The sequence below is a fragment of the Vibrio sp. ZOR0018 genome, from assembly GCF_963865925.1.
Taxonomy (GTDB): Bacteria; Pseudomonadota; Gammaproteobacteria; order Enterobacterales; family Vibrionaceae; genus Vibrio; species Vibrio anguillarum.
Window position 1 is genome coordinate 163,578 of the sequence record NZ_CAWMCN010000112.1, and the last position, 21,608, is coordinate 185,185.

General features: G+C 43.0%; 17 protein-coding genes and 1 other annotated feature. Of the genes, 7 read left to right on the plus strand and 10 right to left on the minus strand.

Annotated elements, in window-relative coordinates; genetic code table 11:
• Positions 1-52: 52 nt before the first annotated feature.
• Positions 53-769: a two-component system response regulator BtsR gene (gene btsR / locus AACR75_RS10890; protein ID WP_017047891.1), complete on the minus strand. Its 717-nt coding sequence runs from the start codon at positions 767-769 to the stop codon at positions 53-55.
• 9 nt (positions 770-778) lie between these two features.
• Entirely contained in the window at positions 779-2,458 is a 1,680-nt protein-coding gene (locus AACR75_RS10895) for a sensor histidine kinase (RefSeq protein WP_026027451.1), read from the minus strand.
• Between the two features lie 375 nt (positions 2,459-2,833).
• Here AACR75_RS10895 and AACR75_RS10900 point away from each other — a divergent pair, with 375 nt between their 5' ends.
• Together AACR75_RS10900 and tyrA are read left to right on the plus strand one after the other, a co-directional pair.
• Entirely contained in the window at positions 2,834-3,913 is a 1,080-nt protein-coding gene (locus AACR75_RS10900) for a 3-deoxy-7-phosphoheptulonate synthase (protein WP_047690207.1), read from the plus strand.
• 11 nt (positions 3,914-3,924) lie between these two features.
• The gene (gene tyrA / locus AACR75_RS10905) at positions 3,925-5,052 is read left to right on the plus strand and encodes a bifunctional chorismate mutase/prephenate dehydrogenase (protein WP_047690210.1); all 1,128 of its coding nucleotides are present in this window, start codon (positions 3,925-3,927) and stop codon (positions 5,050-5,052) included.
• 45 nt (positions 5,053-5,097) lie between these two features.
• Here the strand turns inward: tyrA and AACR75_RS10910 are convergent, their stop codons facing one another.
• Positions 5,098-5,475 (minus strand): PilZ domain-containing protein, encoded by a 378-nt coding sequence (locus tag AACR75_RS10910; RefSeq protein ID WP_013857542.1) that lies wholly within the window; start codon positions 5,473-5,475, stop codon positions 5,098-5,100.
• Between the two features lie 190 nt (positions 5,476-5,665).
• Complete coding sequence (gene ettA, locus AACR75_RS10915) at positions 5,666-7,333, minus strand: energy-dependent translational throttle protein EttA (protein ID WP_010319161.1); 1,668 nt, start codon at positions 7,331-7,333, stop codon at positions 5,666-5,668.
• Between the two features lie 259 nt (positions 7,334-7,592).
• On the opposite strand from ettA, the gene AACR75_RS10920 reads away from it, so the two are divergent.
• Together AACR75_RS10920 and trpR are read left to right on the plus strand one after the other, a co-directional pair.
• Positions 7,593-9,542, plus strand: a complete 1,950-nt coding sequence (locus AACR75_RS10920; protein WP_047690212.1) for a transglycosylase SLT domain-containing protein — start codon at positions 7,593-7,595, stop codon at positions 9,540-9,542.
• Between the two features lie 58 nt (positions 9,543-9,600).
• A complete protein-coding gene (gene trpR, locus AACR75_RS10925; RefSeq protein ID WP_013857539.1) occupies positions 9,601-9,900 on the plus strand; it encodes a trp operon repressor in 300 nt (99 codons plus the stop codon).
• Positions 9,901-9,924: 24 nt separating this feature from the next.
• Here trpR and yjjX read toward each other — a convergent pair whose 3' ends face one another.
• The 6 genes from yjjX to bamD form a co-directional block, all read right to left on the minus strand.
• Positions 9,925-10,452: an inosine/xanthosine triphosphatase gene (yjjX, locus tag AACR75_RS10930; protein WP_017048829.1), complete on the minus strand. Its 528-nt coding sequence runs from the start codon at positions 10,450-10,452 to the stop codon at positions 9,925-9,927.
• On the minus strand, positions 10,424-12,778 hold the full coding sequence (locus tag AACR75_RS10935) for a putative bifunctional diguanylate cyclase/phosphodiesterase (RefSeq protein ID WP_047690214.1): 2,355 nt from the start codon (positions 12,776-12,778) through the stop codon (positions 10,424-10,426). The genes yjjX and AACR75_RS10935 overlap by 29 nt, the downstream gene beginning before the upstream one ends.
• Entirely contained in the window at positions 12,762-13,808 is a 1,047-nt protein-coding gene (locus tag AACR75_RS10940; protein ID WP_047690217.1) for a polyamine ABC transporter substrate-binding protein, read from the minus strand. The genes AACR75_RS10935 and AACR75_RS10940 overlap by 17 nt, the downstream gene beginning before the upstream one ends.
• A gap of 215 nt (positions 13,809-14,023) precedes the next feature.
• Positions 14,024-15,202, minus strand: a complete 1,179-nt coding sequence (pheA, locus tag AACR75_RS10945; protein WP_026028348.1) for a prephenate dehydratase — start codon at positions 15,200-15,202, stop codon at positions 14,024-14,026.
• A 12-nt stretch (positions 15,203-15,214) separates the two neighbouring features.
• Positions 15,215-15,333, minus strand: a sequence feature (Phe leader region).
• A gap of 109 nt (positions 15,334-15,442) precedes the next feature.
• Positions 15,443-15,769: a ribosome hibernation-promoting factor, HPF/YfiA family gene (hpf, locus tag AACR75_RS10950; RefSeq protein ID WP_026027341.1), complete on the minus strand. Its 327-nt coding sequence runs from the start codon at positions 15,767-15,769 to the stop codon at positions 15,443-15,445.
• Positions 15,770-16,225: 456 nt separating this feature from the next.
• Positions 16,226-16,951: an outer membrane protein assembly factor BamD gene (bamD, locus tag AACR75_RS10955; RefSeq protein WP_013857531.1), complete on the minus strand. Its 726-nt coding sequence runs from the start codon at positions 16,949-16,951 to the stop codon at positions 16,226-16,228.
• Between the two features lie 155 nt (positions 16,952-17,106).
• Between bamD and rluD the strand changes: the two genes are divergently transcribed.
• The 3 genes from rluD (at position 17,107) to clpB (ending at position 21,490) form a co-directional block, all read left to right on the plus strand.
• Positions 17,107-18,081 carry a 23S rRNA pseudouridine(1911/1915/1917) synthase RluD gene (rluD, locus tag AACR75_RS10960; protein WP_013857530.1) on the plus strand — a complete coding sequence of 325 codons (975 nt, stop codon included), beginning with the start codon at positions 17,107-17,109 and terminating at the stop codon, positions 18,079-18,081.
• On the plus strand, positions 18,081-18,806 hold the full coding sequence (gene pgeF / locus AACR75_RS10965) for a peptidoglycan editing factor PgeF (RefSeq protein ID WP_047690220.1): 726 nt from the start codon (positions 18,081-18,083) through the stop codon (positions 18,804-18,806). Before rluD ends, pgeF begins: the two co-directional genes overlap by 1 nt.
• Positions 18,807-18,913: 107 nt before the next feature.
• Positions 18,914-21,490, plus strand: coding sequence for an ATP-dependent chaperone ClpB (clpB, locus tag AACR75_RS10970; RefSeq protein WP_026027339.1), 2,577 nt, complete (start codon positions 18,914-18,916; stop codon positions 21,488-21,490).
• Positions 21,491-21,608 lie beyond the last annotated feature (118 nt).

A 21,608-nucleotide genomic window follows, 5' to 3' on the forward strand; every position in this document is an offset into this window, starting at 1 on the left:
AAATGGCGCTGTGCGTGAAAGCTTCAGCGCCGTTATTTTCTATTCGTTGCGGTTAGTGAAAACCCAGAACTTCTTTTAAATTTTTTAGATAACGTCGGCTGACGGGCACTTTGTGATCACTAAGGGTGATGATTTCCGCCAGCCCATTGTCCAATAATTTGATCTCTTTAATGGCCCTAGTATTGATTAAATACTGGCGGTGACAACGAACCAGTGGCGTTCTTTCTTCCAAAATTTTGAGCGTTAATTGGCTGGTGGCTCGTTGTAAATGAGTTTGCACATGAACACCACTGATGTCGCTCAAAGCAAACTCGACATCTTTGGTGGCAATGATCACAATTCGATTTAATCCAATGCAGGGAACTTGATCTAACCCTGCTGGTGATAAAATCGAAAAATCCTGCTTTTTTTGCCCTTGGCGAACTAAACGTTGCAGCGTTTTCTTTAAGCGCTCAGGGTCAACTGGCTTGAGTAGATAATCAAACGCATTTTCCTCAAACGCTTGCAGCGCATACTGATCATAAGCGGTGACAAACACCACATTGGGCATCGTATCTGGGTCAAGCATCCCTAGCAGCTCAATGCCAGTAACTTGTGGCATTTGGATGTCGAGAAACACCACGTCTGGCTTTAGCTGATTGATTTTTTTTAACCCTTCGATCGCATTACTGGCGTGACCAATCACATCAACATCGCCCGTCTCTTCTAGTAGCTCAGTCAGTTCTTCCCGAGCGAGCAGTTCGTCATCAATAACCAGTGCCGATAGCATGTTATTCCCTTAGTTAAATCCTTGATGAGGAATGAGAAAGCTCATTCGTGTGTATTGATTAGCCAATACTTCCGTTTTTAGTGCGGCTTGTTCGCCAAATTTATTAGTTAAGCGTTTATTGACAATTTGCATGCCTAAACCATCGTAATCTTCATTCGGAGCTTGGTAACTGCCCGCATTATCTTCCACTACAATTTTGTATCCTTCCGTTTGCGCTTGGCTGTAGATTCGTACCCGTCCGCCTTCTAATAAGTTAGAGGTGCCGTGCTTTATCGCATTTTCTACCAGTGGCTGTAGAGTAAAACTGGGTACATTGCGCTCAAGCAGTAATGCATCATCGATGGCAATATCCACTTCAAGGCGATCGGCAAAACGCGCTTGCTCTATGGTTAAGTAAGCTTTGACATGTGCTAACTCTTCTTTAAGAGTTACGGTCTCAATATTTTGTTTGAGGTTACTACGAAAGAAGTGCGAAAGATGCTGGATAAGTTCTCGCGCTTTGTCGGGATCACGGCGGGTGATGGCACTAATGGTATTGAGCGCATTAAACAGAAAGTGAGGGTTGACTTGAGCATGCAGCAGTTTGATCTCGGCGCGAGAAAGCAGCATCTGCTTTTGTTGGTATTCGCCGTACAGAATTTGGCTCGACAGTAATTGTGCAATCCCTTCCGCCATTGACATGTTAATGGTTGAAAAAAGTTTACGCTTCGGCTCGTACAGCTTTATGGTTCCAATTACGCGATCACCTGCTCTAAGTGGAATAATTAGAGCTGAACCGAGTTTGCAGTTTTTAGAGAGTGAGCATTGATAAGGGGAATCTTTTCCGTCGAGGTAAATAATGCGGTTTTTGGTGATCGCATCGAGTGTACTTTGTGAAGAGATGGGTGTATTGGGTTTGTGGTGATCGTCACCAATACCGATAAACGCGAGTATTTTTTCTCTATCGGTGATCGATACCGCGCCAACATTGGTCATTTCGTAAACAATTCGAGCGACTTTACCTGCATTGTGTGGATTAAAACCGTTGGCCAAAATGCCAACTGAACGCTCAGCAATATTCAGTGCGCGACGAGAAAAGGTGGCGGAATACTCTTCAAAAATGGTTTTTCTGTCTTGTAAAATGCTCATGAATAGCGCCGCGCCGACTGAGTTAGCGATGATCATGGGCGCGGCGATGGTCGAGACTAAGGCGTATGCATCAACAAACGGTTTAGCGACTAACAAAATTACCAACATTTGCACTATTTCAGCAAACAGTGTTACGGCAAAAACAATACTGGGGCTAAACAGGAGTCGCCCTTTGCCCTTTCTCAGTAAATAGGTGTGCAGCAATCCACCAATCAATCCTTCTGCAGTGGTTGAAATGGCGCATGCCACATCGGTAAAACCGCCTAAAGTGTAGCGATGCATACCGCCAGTAAATCCAACCGCAAACCCCACAATGGGGCCACCAAATAACCCACCCATGACGGCACCTATCGCCCGCGTATTGGCAATCGCATCGTTGATCTGCAAACCAAAATAGGTGCCCATGATGCAAAAGAGGGAAAACAAAACATAGGTACTGATTTTGTGGCTAATTCGACTGGAAATGTTAAGCAGCGGCAAGAAAATGGGTGTTTTGCTCAACATATAAGCGAGAACGAGGTAAACACACATCTGTTGCAGTAAGGAAAGAATTAAATCCATGTCAAAAACCCGTTGGTTTGGTGATCCCCTTTTCACTTGAAGCTACAGTGGTATTGGCTTTGTTCATTTTCCTAAGCGTAGAGTTTTCTATATACATTAGGATTTATGTACGGATGGCCAGACTGTAACACCAATCTCTTTGGGTATGATTTACGATTCATCCTCACTATTTTAGGTGAGATAGAGAGAATAAAATACGCGTCATCTTATATTTTTTGCTTTAATAGAAGATAAATACACATGTAATTTTATTTTTACACATAATGTTTTTTTAAATTTACACTTGAAATGTTTTTAAAGCCTGTTAATTTGTCTTTTATTGGTGTTTAGGTATGCAATAAGATTTTTTGTAAACAAATAATTACAGGTGATGAGATGCAAAAAAGTGAACTAAGTAATATTAATATCAGTGATGAGCAAGTGCTGATCACTCCGGAACAATTAAAAGCTAAGCTGCCGCTCAGTCATCAAGCTCGCCAGTTCATTCAACACTCTCGTCAGACAATTGCCAATATTATCCATAAAAAAGATCACCGTTTACTGGTGGTGTGCGGTCCTTGCTCTATTCATGATATTGATGCGGCAAAAGAGTACGCAAAGCGCTTGAAATCACTCTCAGAGCAGTTGAGTGATCAACTGTACATTGTCATGCGTGTTTACTTTGAAAAGCCGCGTACAACGGTTGGCTGGAAAGGTCTGATTAACGATCCTCATCTTGATGGCAGTTTTGATATCGAACATGGTTTACACGTTGGTCGTCAATTGTTAGTTGAGCTAGCGGAGATGGAGATCCCTCTGGCGACCGAAGCGCTTGATCCGATCAGCCCTCAATATTTAGCCGATACATTCAGTTGGGCTGCGATTGGTGCACGCACTACGGAATCCCAAACACACCGAGAAATGGCAAGTGGTTTGTCGATGCCGATTGGGTTTAAAAACGGCACCGATGGCAATTTAGCAACGGCAATCAATGCGATGCAGGCGGCGTCATCCAGCCACCGCTTTATGGGCATTAATAGTGAAGGGCAAGTGGCCTTACTTACCACTCAAGGCAACCCAAATGGGCATGTCATTTTACGTGGCGGTAAGCAAACCAACTACGATTCAGTGTCGGTCACCGAGTGTGAGCAAGAGATGGCAAAACATAAATTGGATGCCTCGTTAATGGTGGATTGCAGCCATGCTAATTCACGTAAAGATTACCGTCGTCAGCCGTTAGTCGCTGAAGATGTGATTCATCAAATTCGTGAAGGAAATCAGTCTATTATTGGCTTGATGATTGAAAGTCACCTCAATGAAGGTAATCAATCTTCTGACCTTCCTCGCAACGAAATGGAATACGGTGTATCGATTACGGATGCCTGTATTAATTGGCCATCAACTGAGGCACTATTACGACATGCTCATCAAGAGCTCGTTCCGTTCTTAGAAAATCGCCTAAAAAAAGGTGAATAAAGGGAAGTGCCATGGCTGTTGAACTTAACGAATTACGTGATCAAATTGATGCTGTCGATAAACAAATGGTCGAGCTGCTTGCACGCCGATTAGCTTTGGTTGAAAAGGTGGGGGAAGTCAAGAGCCGACATGGTCTACCGATTTATGCTCCCGATCGAGAAGCGGCGATGCTGGCTTCTCGCCGCGCTGAAGCGGAAAGAAAAGGCGTCCCGCCACAACTGATTGAAGATATTTTGCGCCGTACTATGCGTGAATCTTATGCCAGTGAAAAGGATTCTGGCTTTAAGTGCTTAAACCCAGAGCTGCGCTCTGTGGTGATTATTGGCGGTCATGGTCAACTTGGTGGCTTATTTGGCCGTATGTTCAAACTGTCGGGCTATCAGGTGAAAGTATTAGGCAGTAAAGATTGGCATCAAGCCGATGAGATACTGCATGATGCCGGTTTGGTTGTGGTGACGGTTCCTATTCACTTAACCGTCGGTGTGATTGAAAAACTTGCTCATTTGCCTGCCGATTGTATTTTGTGCGACCTCACATCGATTAAGTCTAAGCCGCTACAGGCGATGCTTAAAACACACTCTGGCCCAGTGGTTGGATTACACCCAATGTTTGGCCCAGATGTCCCTAGTATGGCCAAGCAAGTGATCGTCTATTGCGATGGGCGAGGAGAAGCGAGTTATCAGTGGTTGCTAAAACAGTTTTCGATATGGGGAGCGAGTTTGTGCCAGATTGATGCCGCAGAACACGATCACGGCATGACCTTGATCCAAGCACTGCGTCACTTCACTTCGTTTGTATACGGTTTACATCTTTCTAAAGAAAATCCGAATATCCAAAAATTACTGCAGCTGAGTTCACCGATTTATCGTTTAGAACTGGCGATGGTTGGACGGCTTTTTGGTCAAGACCCTCACTTGTATGGCGATATCATTTTCTCATCGGAAGAGAACGTTGAGATGATAAAACGTTTTCATGCTTGTTTTGGTGAGGCGTTAACCTTACTTGACGGGCATGAGAAGCAAGCTTTTGTGGAAAACTTTAGCAAAGTGAGTGATTGGTTTGGCAGTTATTCACAACAATTTATGCTTGAAAGTCAAAACCTGTTAAAACAAGCGAACGATGCCATTCATCGTGTTTAAGGCTGTCTGAACGGCGAGTGCGGTTGTTGTGAATACGGCCGCCGCTCATTCTTCCGGTTCATCCCCTAAATCAGACAAGTATTCCAGTTCGCGATGGAGCAAACTTTCATCACCCATGTTCAATTCAACTAAACGTTTCAAATGGCCAATACTTTCAATATCAATGTGATTGATGCTGACACGAATAATGTTGTTTTGAATGTGGATCAACTTGGCGACTAGATTAATAGTGACATCGCTGTCTGGCAGTGTGAAATGGACTTGTGCCATTTCATTGAGCACTAATTTGTCCGCGTCAGGGCATGAGAGCAATAGCCCATGCAGCGACAAATCTTGAATCGTTGTGGTGACGGTATGTTTACCTTGCAATAAGGTGGCAGGCATCTGATAGATGATGCGTGAAAAGCGACGTCTTTCAATCATGGTACTCTCTCTTGTTGAGCGTTGACTTGTGCCAGCTTCGGCTCTGTATCGATCATTGAAAAATTATACCCATTAAGTTTAGACCTAATTGAAGGCAGTGTCGCGAATCCTGCATCTTGTTGTGTGATGCGTGATGTACAAGTAACAAAAAGGCCGCAATAGATTGCGGCCAGAGACTTCAAATACAGAGTTATTTGGTCATACGCTTGTATTTAATGCGGTGTGGTTCAGCCGCTTGAGCGCCCAACGTCTGTTTTAACCACTCAGTGTATTCGCTGTAGTTGCCTTCATAGAATTTCACTTCACCTTCATCACGGTAGTCCAGAATGTGGGTCGCAATACGGTCTAGGAACCAACGGTCGTGCGAGATAACCATGGCGCAACCAGGGAATTCCAGCAGCGCCTCTTCCAATGCGCGTAGCGTTTCAACATCCAGATCGTTGGTTGGTTCGTCGAGTAATAGGACGTTGCCGCCAGCTTTAAGCAATTTGGCTAAGTGAACACGGTTGCGCTCACCGCCCGATAGCTGACCGAGCACTTTTTGTTGATCGACGCCTTTGAAGTTAAAGCGAGAGCAGTAAGCACGCGCAGGAATTTCAAAATTGTTGATCTTGATAATATCCGCCCCTTCAGAGATCTCTTGGAAGACGGTATTTTTGTCGTTCATGCTGTCACGGAACTGATCAACCGAGGCTAATTTCACGGTTGCACCCAATTCAATTTCACCAGAATCTGGTTGCTCTACGCCACTTAGCATTTTAAACAGCGTTGATTTACCCGCACCGTTAGCACCGATGATGCCGACAATCGCTCCTTTCGGCATGCTAAATGATAAATTATCAATCAGTACACGATCACCAAACGATTTGGTTAAGTTACGAACTTCCAATACTTTGTCACCTAAACGTTCGCCCGGCGGGATGAAGAGTTCGTTGGTTTCATTACGTTTTTGATGTTCAGTATTATTAAGTTCTTCAAAGCGTGCCATACGTGCTTTTGATTTTGCTTGGCGGCCTTTCGGGTTTTTACGAACCCATTCCAGCTCTTTTTCAATCGTTTTTTGGCGAGCACTCTCTTGAGATGATTCTTGCTTTAAGCGTTCATCTTTCTGTTCGAGCCACGAGGTGTAGTTACCTTGCCAAGGAATGCCTTCACCGCGGTCAAGTTCTAAAATCCAACCAGCAGCATTATCAAGGAAGTAGCGGTCGTGGGTGATGGCGACGACTGTGCCTGAATAGTCGACAAGGAAGTGCTCTAGCCAAGCAACAGATTCCGCGTCTAAGTGGTTGGTTGGTTCGTCAAGCAGCAGCATGTCTGGTTTTTCAAGTAGCAAACGGCAGATCGCCACACGGCGGCGCTCACCACCAGACAAAACGGCGATTTTAGCATCCCATTCTGGTAGACGAAGTGCATTGGCCGCACGTTCTAAAGCGTTCTCTAAATTATGGCCATCTTTGGCTTGAATCAGAGCCTCGAGCTCACCTTGCTCTTTGGCTAACGCATCAAAATCGGCGTCGGGTTCTGCATATGCCGCATAAACAGCATCGAGGCGAGTTAGTGCGCCAGCCACATCAGAAACGGCCTCTTCCACCACTTCACGCACGGTTTTTGATTCATCCAGTACTGGTTCTTGAGGCAAGTAGCCGACTTTCAATCCTGCTTGCGGGCGTGCTTCCCCATCAATATCAGTATCGATGCCAGCCATGATACGTAACAGGGTGGATTTACCTGAACCATTGAGACCTAAAACACCGATTTTAGCTCCAGGGAAAAAGCTCAGAGAGATGTCTTTGAGAATTTGACGCTTAGGCGGGACAATTTTACTCACCCGCGACATGGTATATACGTATTCAGCCATTGCCGATTGTTCCTAATCTTAGTAACAGAAGAAAGTGCTCATTTTATACCAAAGCGATCGCATTTGTTACTAGGTACCTAATTTTTAGAGCTTAGATGATGTTTTTCATCGATAAAAAAGTAACGAAACATTAAGTTACTAAGTTCATATGTCGCACTTTTATGAATTTAATATTATTTACATCTATGGCCTTTACTTTTTTATCTAGAATCAGCGTAATGAAACGGAAATTCCCTTGCTTTGGATAGGACGAGAGCACATGGCGCTCATGCATTTTATAAGACCGCAGCGATTGTTATCATCAATATTAGCGTTGAGCTCCTTGGTGTGCGGCACCGCGTTTTCAGGCGCAATAGAGGACTTGGATAGTCAACGAGATCTGTACGATCAAGCTCAGAGGTGGTTTGATGAAGATAAAGTTGATGAAGCTAAAAAAATTAGAAATAAGATCAAAAACTATCCATTGACGCCTTATCTGGATTATCGATCTCTGCTGGTCGATATTGGTAACAAACCGCCATTAGCGGTTCAGGTTTTTATCGATACACATCAAGATTTCCCGTTTTCAAACCGCATTCGAGCACCGTATTTAGATGCGTTGGCGGCGAAAGGAAAATGGGCCACCTTGCTTGATTTTCAAAAAGCGGAGCCGAATGATGAGCCTTATCGCTGTCATTACTACAATGCGTATTACCAAACAGGCCAGCGAGATATTGCGTTCAAAGGCGCACAAAAACTATGGCTCAGTGGCAGTAGCATTTCTGACGCTTGTGATCCACTCTTCACCGCATGGAGTGAGCAAGGCGGGTTAACCGATGACTGGTTGCTTAAACGAATGTTATTGGCGTTTGATGGGCGTAATTTAACGCTAATGAAATACTTACAGAAAAAATTAGTTAAGCCAAAATCACAGGCGACAGCGCAAGCGATGATCGATCTCTACCGCTCGCCAGAAAATGTGCTGACTTTTGCTAAACAATACACCGATGGCACGTTTAATCAGCAGTCGATTCAATTTGCGTTAGAAAAGCTAGCACGCCAAGATGCAAAGCTTGCGCAAAGTGTGTACCAAACTCTTCTCGATCAGAAAATACTGGCGGATGCTTATCAGCGTCCTATTGCAGAATATATAGCCAGAATATTGCTCGATACCGAGGAGCAAGCACTCGCAAACTGGCGAGATAGTGTGATAGCGCAAAGCTCAAACAGTCTTTTGCTCGAGCAGAGGATCCGCAAGGCACTGACCGTTGGTCGTTGGGATGAAGTTAAATTCTGGACAGAGCAGCTCCCCGCTGATGAAAAAGCCAGCTTACGTTGGCAATATTGGCTTGGGCGCGCTGATATTGCGTTGGGTGATGAAGCTAAAGGATTACAACGTTTAAATGCGATGATTGGGCAACGTAATTTCTACAGTGTCGCGGCCGCTAATATGGTGAAACAGTCAGTAAATTATCCCAGTACATCGATTAAGCTTAATCCCAATTTATTGACGCCGTATAAAAAAGCCTTAGTACGGATCCAAGAGCTGATTGAACGAGATAAAATCGCGGCTGCAAAAAGTGAATGGAAATGGTTACTCGATCGTGCAGATACAAAAGAAAAAGAGATGCTAGCGGCCTACGCCGACTCCCAACGTTGGTATAGTTTAACTGTGACAGCCTCTATTTCGGCGCGGATGTGGGACAACATGCAATTGCGTTTTCCATTAGCCCATCAATGGTGGTTTAACTTCTATGGCCAAAAACACGACATCGACCCAATTATGCTGATGTCACTTGCTCGTCAAGAAAGTGGAATGGATGTTGAGGCTCAATCGCCCGTTGGCGCTCGCGGTATCATGCAGATTATGCCGAGCACGGCTAAGTATACGGCTAAAAAATATCAGCTGAGCTATAACGATGAACAAGAGTTATACGAGGTGGGCAAAAATATTGAAATAGGCAGCCATTATTTAAATGGCTTATTAAAACAATACGGAGACAACCGTATTTTGGCATTGGCTGCTTATAATGCGGGGCCAAATCGCGTCAGTCAATGGCGAGAGAAAACACAAGGCAAGTTAGATGCTTACGCTTTTATTGAAGCGATCCCTTTTCGGGAAACCCGCGGGTATGTGCAAAATATTTTGATGTTTGAGACTTACTATCGAGATTTGATGGGGATTGAAGGTGAATTTCTCAACCAAGATGAGCTCAATACAAAATATTAATTCCAATACGAAGTGAAAGTTCTACAATAGCGGAACGTATCACTTTGCGAGTACATTCATGCCACACCAACCTGAGTACACTGATTGGCAGCAGCTAATGGAATTGGTTAAATCAGCCACAGAGCAAGAGCAGCACGCAATGCTACTCACCATGATGATGACCCCAGATGAGCGAGATGCGCTCGTGGCGCGTGCGAACATCTTATGTGAGCTACTTAAAGGGGAGTTATCACAGCGGCAGATTAGCCAATTGCTCGGAGTGGGAATTGCGACCATTACGCGTGGCTCAAATGAGCTCAAAAGTAAATCAGAACAAGAAAAGTCGCAATTAGCCGCTCTGCTACTCAAGGTGTCTTAAGGGTTCCTTGAGTTTGCCAACCTTTTATAAATTAGCAGGGAAATGCTCTGGGTTGATAAAAGGGATTAACGCGAGGATCAGTGCTTGATGATAGACCGAGCTGCGAGTGAGCTGGTTATGAGTGAGCAGGCTGATCGCCCCACCTTTCTGTTTGATATTTTGGCAGTCAAACAGTTTATCCATCACATCACCTAGCTCATTTTCATGGCTTAACAGCTTCAATACTTGAGGTGGTAGCATTAAGCTGGCTGAACGCGATTCTCCTCGATGAGTCGCGGATTCAATCACCATCCATGCAAAAGTCACGCTATTCTCAATGCCCGCTTCTAACCCAACGTAATAATCTGCCGTGGGATCTTGCTCTTTCGCATTTCGTACTCGATTAAGTGCGCCTTGATGGGTTTCTTCATCTGTCATCGGTTGATCCGCGACACCACTGGGCACACTCACCCCTTTAAATGAGAAAGTATCCTGCGGAAAGGTACTTTCAAATGCACTTTTGACTGCATTGATTTTGGCCGGGTTAAGAGAGGCAATGATCACGTTTTTCATAAACAGCGTTTAACTCTTTTTGTTGTTGATACCATGAAACCAACGCATTTAATGGCATTGGTTTGGCAAAATAATAGCCTTGCATGAAATCACATTGGTAATCAGCAAGCCAATTATGCATCTCTTTACTTTCAATCCCTTCAGCTGTGACTTGCATTGATTGAGAGTGGCAAAGTTCGATCAAAGGCTTAATGATCTTGTGATTGTCAGTGGTGATGAGTGTATCTAAAAAAAGCCGATCGAACTTAATTTTTTGTACTGGATATTGCACCAATTGAGTAATGGAGGTGTAACCAGAACCGAAATCATCAATCGCCAATCCGTAGCCTAAATGCGATAGTTCGTGAAGCAGTGGAAAACCTTTTGAATTGGCAGAAAAAGTTTCTGTAATTTCAAAATCAATCAAATGGGGAGGAACTGCATTTTCCTGCGCATGTTTATGAATGTAATGAGCTAACTGTAAAGAGTTTAATTCTGCTGATGAAAGGTTAATCGATAACTGAACAGGGTGTTCAAACATTGCTTGCAGTGCATGGAACTCCTCGAAAGCTGAACGGACGACCCAGCGATCAATGTTGCCAAATAATCCAGTTTGTTCAGCTATCGGAATAAATTCTTTTGGTGAAATCGTACCGAGCAGCTTGGATTCCCAACGAAGTAAAACTTCAAATCCTGAGACTGTATTGCCAGCACGATTTAAATAAGGTTGGTAGACCAAGCTAAATTCCTGATCAAAATCACCTCGGCGTAATGCTTGCTCAATATTGGCTCTGCGCAGAACACCCTTATTGAGCTCTGGCGAGTAGTAAGCTATTTGGTTCTTCCCAGCATTTTTTGCTTGATACATGGCCGTATCAGCATTAGATAATAATTTTTCTAAGGTATAGCCATCGGTTGGGTAGGTAGCGATACCAATACTTGCTGTGATAGGGAAATTTCCGAGTGGTGAGTTATGCTGGTTTTGTAATGGGATCAGTAGCTGAGTGGCAAATTCGCTTGCCGCTTGTATAAAACTACTATCAGGTGTAGAAATAAAAATTGAAAACTCATCCCCTGATAGTCGCGCTGCTAGGCTTTTTACTTGATACTTTTCAAAGAAAAAGTTGCGCAATGAGCCAATATGCTGTGCAAAGTTGACTAATAATGCATCACCGACCTGATGTCCATATTTATCATTGACGTATTTGAAATTATCTAAATCAATATACAAAACCCAGATGTTATCGGTGTGTCTTGCGTTTGCTAGCACTCTTTCTACTGATTGTTGAAAGTGGTGGCGATTGGCAAGTTTTGTTAAGTGGTCGTATTCTGCAAGTGCTTTTGTTTTCTTATATGTGGTATCAAGCTCCTGATACATATCGTAAAAACGAGAGGATAGCCGGCCAATTTCATCGTTACTCTTGAGAGTTTCGATATTGTCACGCTGCTTATTCTCTACTTCTTTCAATTGTTGATCTAATTGGGATATGGGCTTGATTACATATCGGTATAATAAATACAAAAGCAGCAACACAGTCACTAGAGTCGATATTCCAAACGACAACGCTAACCGTTTTTTAATGGCATAAAGTTTGTCGTTAATTAGATACTGTGCAGGATCAAGCGTGGCATAAAGATCTGATTTTAATTCAACAGTTTGTGTTAATCCTACCTTTTTAATATCCGCTGCGTCAGTGAAAAAAATGGTACTTCGGTTATCAAATTCTATTTTCTTCATCAGTCGATTAAAGGGTTCGAGTACGACGAAAACAACAACAAAGAAAATTTTATCGCGGTTATAGCTAAGCGGTGTCGTAAGTGTTTGAGTATCTAAAACATCATACCGAACTAGAATACCTTCACCGCTGGAATTTGTCGTATAGTCAACATAAGAGGTTTTCTGTGTGCTATCGAAAGTGTCTTGTATGTGGTTGAGAATTTTTGTATCGATTTTGGCGAAGGGATCACCACTATTTTCGGCATAATAAAGAACATTTTTGCTGCCATCCAAAATCGATAACGCAATGAAATTATTCTCTTGTGATTGGAGAATGTCCAATGTTTGCTGAAAGTTATCAACCAGTTCTAACTCTCGATAAGGGTTGCGCTCATGTGCAACGTAATGACGAATGATATCGCTTTTCGTTAGGGTGTAAGCGTAGCTATTCACCAGGTATTGGGTTTGACGAAAGTGACCCGCGAGTTTTTCCATACTCAGTTGAAGATAGCTTTCTTCTCTTTTCAGCAAAGCATCTTTTTGATTGGAGTAGATAATGTAACTAGATGCCACTGCACTGAGAAGAATAACCGGTGTTATCAGCAACAGAATTCTATTGTTGAGCTTCATGTTGTTCCAAAATACTGTTAATGATTTTTGCTCTCAAACTAATATCGGCAGGGAGCAATTCGCTATCAATAATGCCTTGTTCTAACAAAGCTGGGTTTGGAAATAATGATGCATCATTTCGGTAATTATCTGTCATTAAATTTAGGGCACTTAAGTTTGGTGTCGCAGCTTTAATATCTTTTGCATTTATTGCGGCAACTTCTGGGCTCAATAAGTGGTTTATAAACTCTTTTGCATGCTCTTTATTTTTTGAATTGCTGTTGATGGCTAAACAATCCACCCAAATATAGGGTCGGCCTTGCGGGGTGACAAAATCCCAATCATTGCTGCCAAAATACTTATTCAATGAAAATTGGTCACCGCTGTATGCGAGTGCCATATCTAAGCTATCACTGTCAGGATGGCTTCGGACGTAACTCAATATATATTCATAGGTTAAGATGTTGTGATTCACGGATAGCATCTTTTGATAAGCCTGTTTCAGTGCATTATCGTTATTTGTAATTGGCGATTGTTGTTGGGCATACAATGCTGGCAACAGGGTTTCAACGGTATCGTGAAGCATCCCAACATGGCCTTGGAGTGCTGGTGGCATGTCGATGAGATCAGCCCAGTTTTTGGGTTTGGCTGGAAATTTACTTTTTTTGTAGACGATGCCTACGGTTCCCCAAAAGTAGGGAACGGCGTGGCTACCGCAAGCTTGATTCCATTTCGTATCATTATGCTTTCTATTGGGCAGAGTACTCAGATCTTCAAAGGTGTTGAGCTGAGAGTAGATAAGAGCTGATACGTTATCTAACACTACAATATCAAAAGGCAGTTGGACACTTTTGACCATCAATAGACTGCGTTCATCGTCATTATCAAAATGATATAGATTAATATCGATGCCGCTGCTTTGCCGCCATTGATCAACGATTTGCGGTGACATAGTGTCTTCCCACAAATAAATATTGAGCTCTGAGCTTCGAATGTGCGCTGAAATGCCTAGCAGAAATAGCATTAAAGCCAAAGGATGGATTTTCATCATGATATAAGTAGATGAACCTTATTTATTGGAAAAGGGCATCGTTCACAATGAAAGTGTCACAGATATCTTATGACGTGTGGAATATATTCCGTGAATTCAAAGTAAGCTGACAGCCCAAAACATAGTGATTAATTATGTGTGAAATGATTGGGCATTATATGAACTATGTTGATGTCTGTCAGCTGACTTATGTCAAATATTTGACTTAAATGTGATTATTGAAGTTTTACTTGGGTCGGTTTAACATTTTCGCTTGGGTAGCAGCCTAATACTTTTAAATGCTTAGTGATTTTTGTTAGCTCATTCAATGCTTGCTGCATTTCAATGGAATCAAGATGAGATTCAAGATCAACATAGAACATTTCTTCCCAAGGATTACCCATAATAGGTCTCGATTCCAATTTGGTCATATTGATCCCGTAGCGTTGCAGCACTAACAAGCTTTCAACAAGTGAACCAGCTTGTTGCGATGTCGACATGATTAATGTCGTCTTCGCTGGAATTTGAGTAGAGACTTCCACGGGTTTTCGCGCAACAACAATAAAGCGAGTCTGGTTTTCTGTTTGATTGGCGATATTAGATTTGATCGATTGTAAGCCGTACAGTTTACCGCTGGAGGCATTGCCAATTGCGGCAACATCGTTGCGATTAAGCTGCTGTACTTTTTGCATCGCATCAGCGGTGCTCGCACAGGTTTCAAGTGTAACGCCTTTTAGGCGGCTTAAAAATTCGCTGCACTGCTGGTGGGGCTGTGGGTGTGAATAAAGGATTTTAAGCTCTTCCAAACGTAATTCAGAGGTGGCGACCAAGCAGTGCTCAATCGGTAAAGTGAGCTCACCGACAATGTACAAGGTAGTATGTTGCAGCAAATCATACACTTCGTTAATTGAACCTGAACTGGTATTTTCAATCGGCAATACCCCATAGTCGGCATGACCCGATTCAACTGTTTTAGTGACTTCTTTAAACTGATCGCAATTGAGTTCGATCAACTCTGTATTTTTACGACTGAAGTACTCACGGGTTGCAAGATGGGAGTAAGAACCTTTAGCACCTAAAAAAGCAACCCTTGCCAGCGGTTTACGGCTCAGTTGCGGATTGGCTAGATTCTGCAAGTATGCTTGCTGTAGCAAGACGGAGTCTTCAATGATGGTATGAAATAGTTTAGTAATGTACTGAGCATCTAAATTGTATTTTTCTTTACCAGTATTAATCAATTTGACTAAAAGTTGCTGTTCACGTATTGCATCTCTCACTGGTTTTGCGGTTTCCACTTTGCTTTTAGCGACTTCAATGCTGAACTTTCGACGTTCTGCCAGTAGGTTTAGCAGTTGATCATCAAGCTCGTTCAGTCGCAAGCGGATCTCTTCAAGTGAATAGTGCTTTTCAGTCATAAAAATGTCCTTGTAAAAAAGCCTCCCAGTGGGAGGCTTCCTGTTCGTTTTTGACTTATCTTCTGTCAACGACCATGCCTCCAAGGTTATTGGAGAAAAAAGAAGTCAAAAAAGAACAGTGAGGTTAAGTGCATAAGAAGGTGATTTCTCTTTGAATGTAAAGACACAATAAGCAAGCAACCGTAGAGCGTCAAGCAAAAAAATAGCGCTTGAAAGCGCTATTTTTCATCATATTAAACTTTATTCAACTTCTTCTTCTACTTCCGGTTTGTCGGTACGACGAGCTTCCGGTTTATGGCGCAGTTTGTTGAGTTGGCGTTCTAATTTTTGTTCTACCTCATTGATAGCTGCGTAAAGATCTTCATGGGTTGCAGAAGCGACTAATTGTCCTTTGGGTACCGTGATAATAGCTTCGAATCTTTTTTGTTTATTAGGCTCTTCACTAAAGCTAGCTTGGCATCCTATGATATCCACTTGCCATTTTTCTAGTTTTTTAAATTTGCTCTCAATGTGAGTGCGGATTGCAGAGGTGATGTCGATATTTTTACCAGTGATAGTTACTTTCATAGATGTTTTCCTCTGTTGCATCCCTCATGGGTTAACTTCAGATTACTGATTTAATACTAAAGTAATGTGATCCAGATCACTTTATTGGATGTGATTTCAAAGGGCGAGTTTAAACGTGATCTCACGCAAAGAGTGCTGACAAAGAGTAAAGAAAAAGCTTGTGATTCCTATCAATCTGGATAGATTGGTTAAAGGATCAAGCTAAGAATTTCCCATTTTTAGGGTGTTTTTGCGGCCTAAAAAGAGCGCTGCTCATTTCTTATTCAAGTGTTTTTTGTGATCTTTATTCTAACGATGTTTTGAACACCTCCCTTTTTATTTCAGTTTTTCAGTTTTCCCTGCACCACTCATTTTCCAGCCGTCTTTTGCTGGCGTGTTATTATTCCCATCGACTCCAAATAAAAAAACCACTCAAAGCGTGAGTGGTTTTCATGGCGTACTTAAGCTTATTGCAAACTATTGTGGATTGAGTGCAATTAACTTTTGAGTTCTGGCAATGGCATCGTTCAGTTTGAGCTGTTTATACGCTTCCAACTGAATGTGTAATGATTTGCGAGCCGCTTCAGTGTCTGGATACGTTTTTTGTAGCTCCTGAGCACGGTTGATAGCCGCAATCCAAGATTCACGGCGTAAGTAAAAATCAGCTGTGGCAAGGTCATATTCAGCCAGTCTATTTTTTAACGCGAATAAGCGTTTATGAGCATCTTCTGCATAAGGGCTTGTTGGGTAGCGTTGCAGCAGTTTTTTAAAATCAGCAAACGCAGCTTTTACCGGTTCTGGATCACGATCTGCGCGATCGACATTAAATAGGTCATGCATGAAGTTGCGATCTTGCGCCATATGCGTCAAACCACGCATGTAGAGTACCCAATCCATTTTTTCATGGGTTGGATTCAAACGGGTAAAGCGTTCAATGGTCGCTAAACCTAACGCAAGATCATCGTTTTTGTAGTAAGCGTAAATAAGGTCAAGTTGAACTTGTTCTGAATACGCGCCGAAGGGATAACGTGAATCTAACGCCTCAAGTTTTTGAATGGCCGTTAACCAGTTACCACTTTGCAGTGAGGTTTGTGCTTCTGAGTATAATTCAGAAGGCGGCACATCAGGGACAATCTCTTCGCTGCTTGAACAGCCAAATAACAGTGATAATGCGAGTAAGCCTGATAAAGTGTGGTGTTTCATGACAGGAGTCGTTTCCTTGAATTAATGCTTCTTAATTGAGTGCGTAATCGCTTTACAAATCGTTTCGTTACTTTCTTAGCAGTAACAGATACAATGACGCCATATTTTATCCATACTAGACGCTATTAGTCTCACGGTTTTTAAAAAAGTTCGATATGGCTCAGCAGATTGAATTAACAAATACAGTAAAAGATAGCCAGTTAGGTCAACGTTTAGACCAAGCTGTCGCTGAATTATTCGCAGATTTCTCTCGTTCACGTCTAAAAGAGTGGCTTTTAGAAGGCAAAGTTCAGGTCAATGGTGAGGTGATCACTAAACCAAGAACGAAAGTCATGGGGGGAGAAATCATTACGGTCCAAGCCGAGCTTGAAGATGAAGAGCGTTGGGAAGCGCAAGATATACCTTTAAATATCGTGTATGAAGATGACGATATTATGGTCATCAACAAACCACGAGATTTTGTCGTTCATCCAGGCGCGGGTACTCCAGATGGCACAGTCTTAAATGCACTGTTGTTCCACTATCCAGCTATTGCAGAAGTACCTCGTGCGGGGATTGTGCATCGTTTGGATAAAGATACGACTGGTCTAATGGTGGTCGCTAAAACGGTTCCTGCACAAACACACTTAGTTCGAGCGTTGCAAAAGCGTAAGATTACGCGTGAATATGAAGCGATTGTGATCGGTACTATGACTGCTGGTGGGATGATCGATAAGCCGATTGGCCGCCACTCAACAAAACGTACATTGATGGCGGTAAGCCCGATGGGTAAACCAGCGGTAACTCACTATCGTGTGGCCGAGCATTTTCGTGAACATACGCGACTTCGTTTGCGTTTAGAAACGGGCCGTACTCACCAAATTCGTGTGCATATGTCATATTTACAGCATCCTTTGCTTGGGGATACCGCCTATGGTGGCCGCGCTCGCATTCCGAAAGGGGCAACGCAAGAGCTGACCGATATGATCCGTGGTTTTGATCGTCAGGCTTTGCATGCCGTTATGCTTCGACTTGAGCATCCTGTGACTGGTGAAATGCTAGAATTTCATGCGCCAGTACCTGACGATATGATCATTATGGCGGAAGCTTTACGCGTAGATACTAAGTTGAATAAAAAAGACGAGTTCTAATGCAGAAGATCATCCCTAACTGGAATGCACCTAAACATGTAAAAGCTTTCTCCTCGACTAGAGTCGGTGGCTTTTCGTTAGCTCCTTATCAAGAGCTGAATTTAGGCATGCATGTTGGGGATGATCCTTTATCCGTTGAAAAAAATCGCCAATGGCTAACGCAGCAAGCGGCGATGCCCTCTGAACCTATTTGGCTTGAACAAACGCATTCAACACAAGTGCTAGAGGTTACTCAACCTACTCAGCAGATTCTGAGTGCCGATGGTGTTTTTACCCATCAGCATAATGTGGTTTGTTCTGTAATGACCGCTGATTGCTTACCTGTTCTACTCACTAATCACCAAGGCAGCGAAGTGGCTGCAGTTCATGCTGGTTGGCGCGGTTTAGCTAATGGGATACTCGAAAATGCGCTCGCCAAATTTTCTAGTGATATCCTAGCTTGGCTCGGTCCTGCTATCGGTCCTACGGCATTTGAAGTCGGTGATGATGTATACCATGCCTTTGTTGATCAAAATACCAAAGCAAAGGCCGCATTTTCTCTTCAAGAGAATGGAAAATGGCTAGCAAATATTGCACAGTTAGCCACGTTAAGGTTGCATCAATGCGGTGTTTCAGAAATATCAGATAGCGGCCTTTGTACCTTCCATAATCCTCATCAGTTTTATTCCTATCGACGCGACGGAATCACAGGTCGCCAAGCTTCATTTATTTGGATTGAAGAGTAACTTACGCAAGATCAATCTTCCCTAACTTGCCCCTTGAAAAAGCACTAGTGCGTAGCCATCTTTAGCTACGTAAGATTAGTTTCTCAATTAAGGTGAGGAAAGTTGGTATGCGTCTTGATCGATTTACAAGCAAATTTCAAATTGCCATTTCTGATGCTCAATCATTGGCATTAGGCCGTGATCATCAATATATCGAGCCTGTTCATTTGATGGTGGCATTGCTCGATCAAAATGGCAGTCCAATTCGTCCACTTCTTACTATGTTAAGTGTGGACGTTATGCAATTGCGCTCGAAGCTCAGTGAGATATTAGACCGTTTGCCAAAAGTTAGCGGTATCGGTGGTGATGTTCAGCTTTCTAGCGCAATGGGTACTATGTTCAATTTGTGCGATAAACTCGCGCAAAAACGGCAAGATTCCTACATTTCTTCGGAAGTATTTTTGCTAGCCGCACTAGAAGATAAAGGCGCGCTTGGTCAATTACTCAAAGAAATAGGGCTTACCGAGAAAAAAGTTTCTGAAGCAATAGAAAAAGTGCGTGGAGGTCAGAAAGTGAATGATCCAAATGCAGAAGAGCTAAGACAAGCGCTTGAGAAATTCACAATAGATCTAACTGAACGAGCGGAACAAGGCAAACTTGATCCTGTCATCGGGCGTGATGATGAAATTCGTCGCACCATTCAAGTATTGCAACGCCGGACCAAAAACAACCCCGTGATTATTGGTGAGCCCGGTGTAGGTAAAACGGCGATTGTGGAAGGGTTAGCGCAGCGCATTATTAATAATGAAGTGCCAGAAGGTCTACGTGGTCGTCGAGTATTGTCATTAGACATGGGGTCTTTGGTCGCAGGGGCTAAGTATCGTGGTGAATTTGAAGAACGCTTAAAATCGGTGCTTAACGAGCTAGCGAAAGAAGAGGGTAATGTCATCCTCTTTATTGATGAATTGCACACTATGGTCGGTGCAGGTCGAGGCGAAGGCGCAATGGATGCGGGGAATATGCTTAAGCCCGCTCTGGCTCGAGGAGATCTACACTGCGTCGGTGCGACCACTTTAGACGAATATCGTCAATATATAGAGAAAGATCCGGCACTTGAGCGACGTTTCCAAAAGGTACTGGTTGATGAACCTAGCGTAGAAGACACCGTAGCTATTTTGCGTGGTTTGAAAGAGCGTTATGAGCTCCATCACCATGTGGAGATCACCGATCCCGCTATTGTTGCTGCTGCGAGCTTATCGCACCGTTATATTTCTGATCGCCAGTTGCCCGATAAAGCGATTGACTTGATCGATGAAGCCGCTTCAAGTATTCGAATGCAAATAGATTCAAAGCCAGAATCTTTAGATAAGCTTGAGCGCAAAATTATTCAGCTGAAAATTGAGCAACAAGCGCTAACGAATGAACACGATGAAGCGAGTGAAAAACGCTTACAGGTGTTAAACGAAGAGTTAAAAGTGAAAGAGCGCGAGTTTGCTGAGCTGGAAGAAGTTTGGAATGCGGAAAAAGCAGCTCTTTCGGGTACTCAGCATATTAAGTCCGAATTAGAGCAAGCGCGTATGGATATGGATTTCGCACGTAGAGCGGGTGACTTGAACCGTATGTCAGAACTTCAATATGGCCGAATTCCTGAACTTGAAAAGCAGCTCGACCTTGCAACCCAAGCTGAAATGCAAGAGATGACTTTGCTACGCAACAAAGTAACTGATGTAGAAATTGCGGAAGTGCTTTCAAAGCAAACTGGTATTCCAGTTTCTAAAATGCTGGAAGCTGAGAAAGAAAAACTGCTGCAAATGGAGGATGCGCTGCATCAACGAGTTATCGGACAAGTTGAAGCCGTCGAAGTGGTATCAAATGCGATTCGCCGTAGCCGAGCTGGGTTATCTGATCCAAATAGACCGATTGGTTCCTTCTTATTCTTAGGGCCAACTGGTGTGGGTAAAACTGAATTGTGTAAAACACTCGCAAACTTTATGTTTGATAGTGAAGATGCCATGGTGCGAATCGACATGTCTGAATTTATGGAAAAACACTCAGTAGCGCGATTAGTCGGCGCGCCTCCAGGTTATGTGGGCTACGAAGAGGGTGGCTACTTGACCGAGGCTATTCGTCGTAAACCGTACTCGGTTATCTTGTTGGATGAAGTTGAGAAAGCACACCCTGATGTCTTTAATATCCTGCTACAGGTATTAGATGATGGGCGCTTAACTGATGGACAAGGACGCACAGTTGATTTTCGTAATACAGTGGTAATTATGACCTCAAACTTAGGGTCTTCACAAATTCAAGAAAAATTCGCAAGCTTGGATTATGAAGGCATTAAAAAAGAGGTAATGGAGATTGTAGGTAAACATTTTAGACCAGAGTTCTTAAACCGAGTGGATGAAAGTGTAGTATTCCATCCGTTGGCGCAAGAACAAATTAAATCGATCGCTTCTATTCAATTAGCCCGTCTTGGTAAACGAATGGAAGAGAAAGGTTATCAGCTTGAGGTATCTGAAAAAGCGTTAGAGCTGATTTCTCAAGTTGGGTTTGATCCTGTTTACGGAGCAAGACCATTGAAACGCGCGATTCAACAAAGCGTTGAAAATCCATTAGCGAAAGAAATCTTGGCAGGAAGAATCCTACCGGATAAAAAAGTTAAGCTAGTTGTTAGCAATGACCAAATTATTGCTCATCAAGACTAAACATTTACATTCAAAAGGGCCAGAAATGGCCCTTTTTGTTGTCATCCCTAAACCACCGCCTTGGGCGGTGGTGATTGAACCTTGGGGCTATTGCCCGAAGGAGTGCCCATGCTAGAAG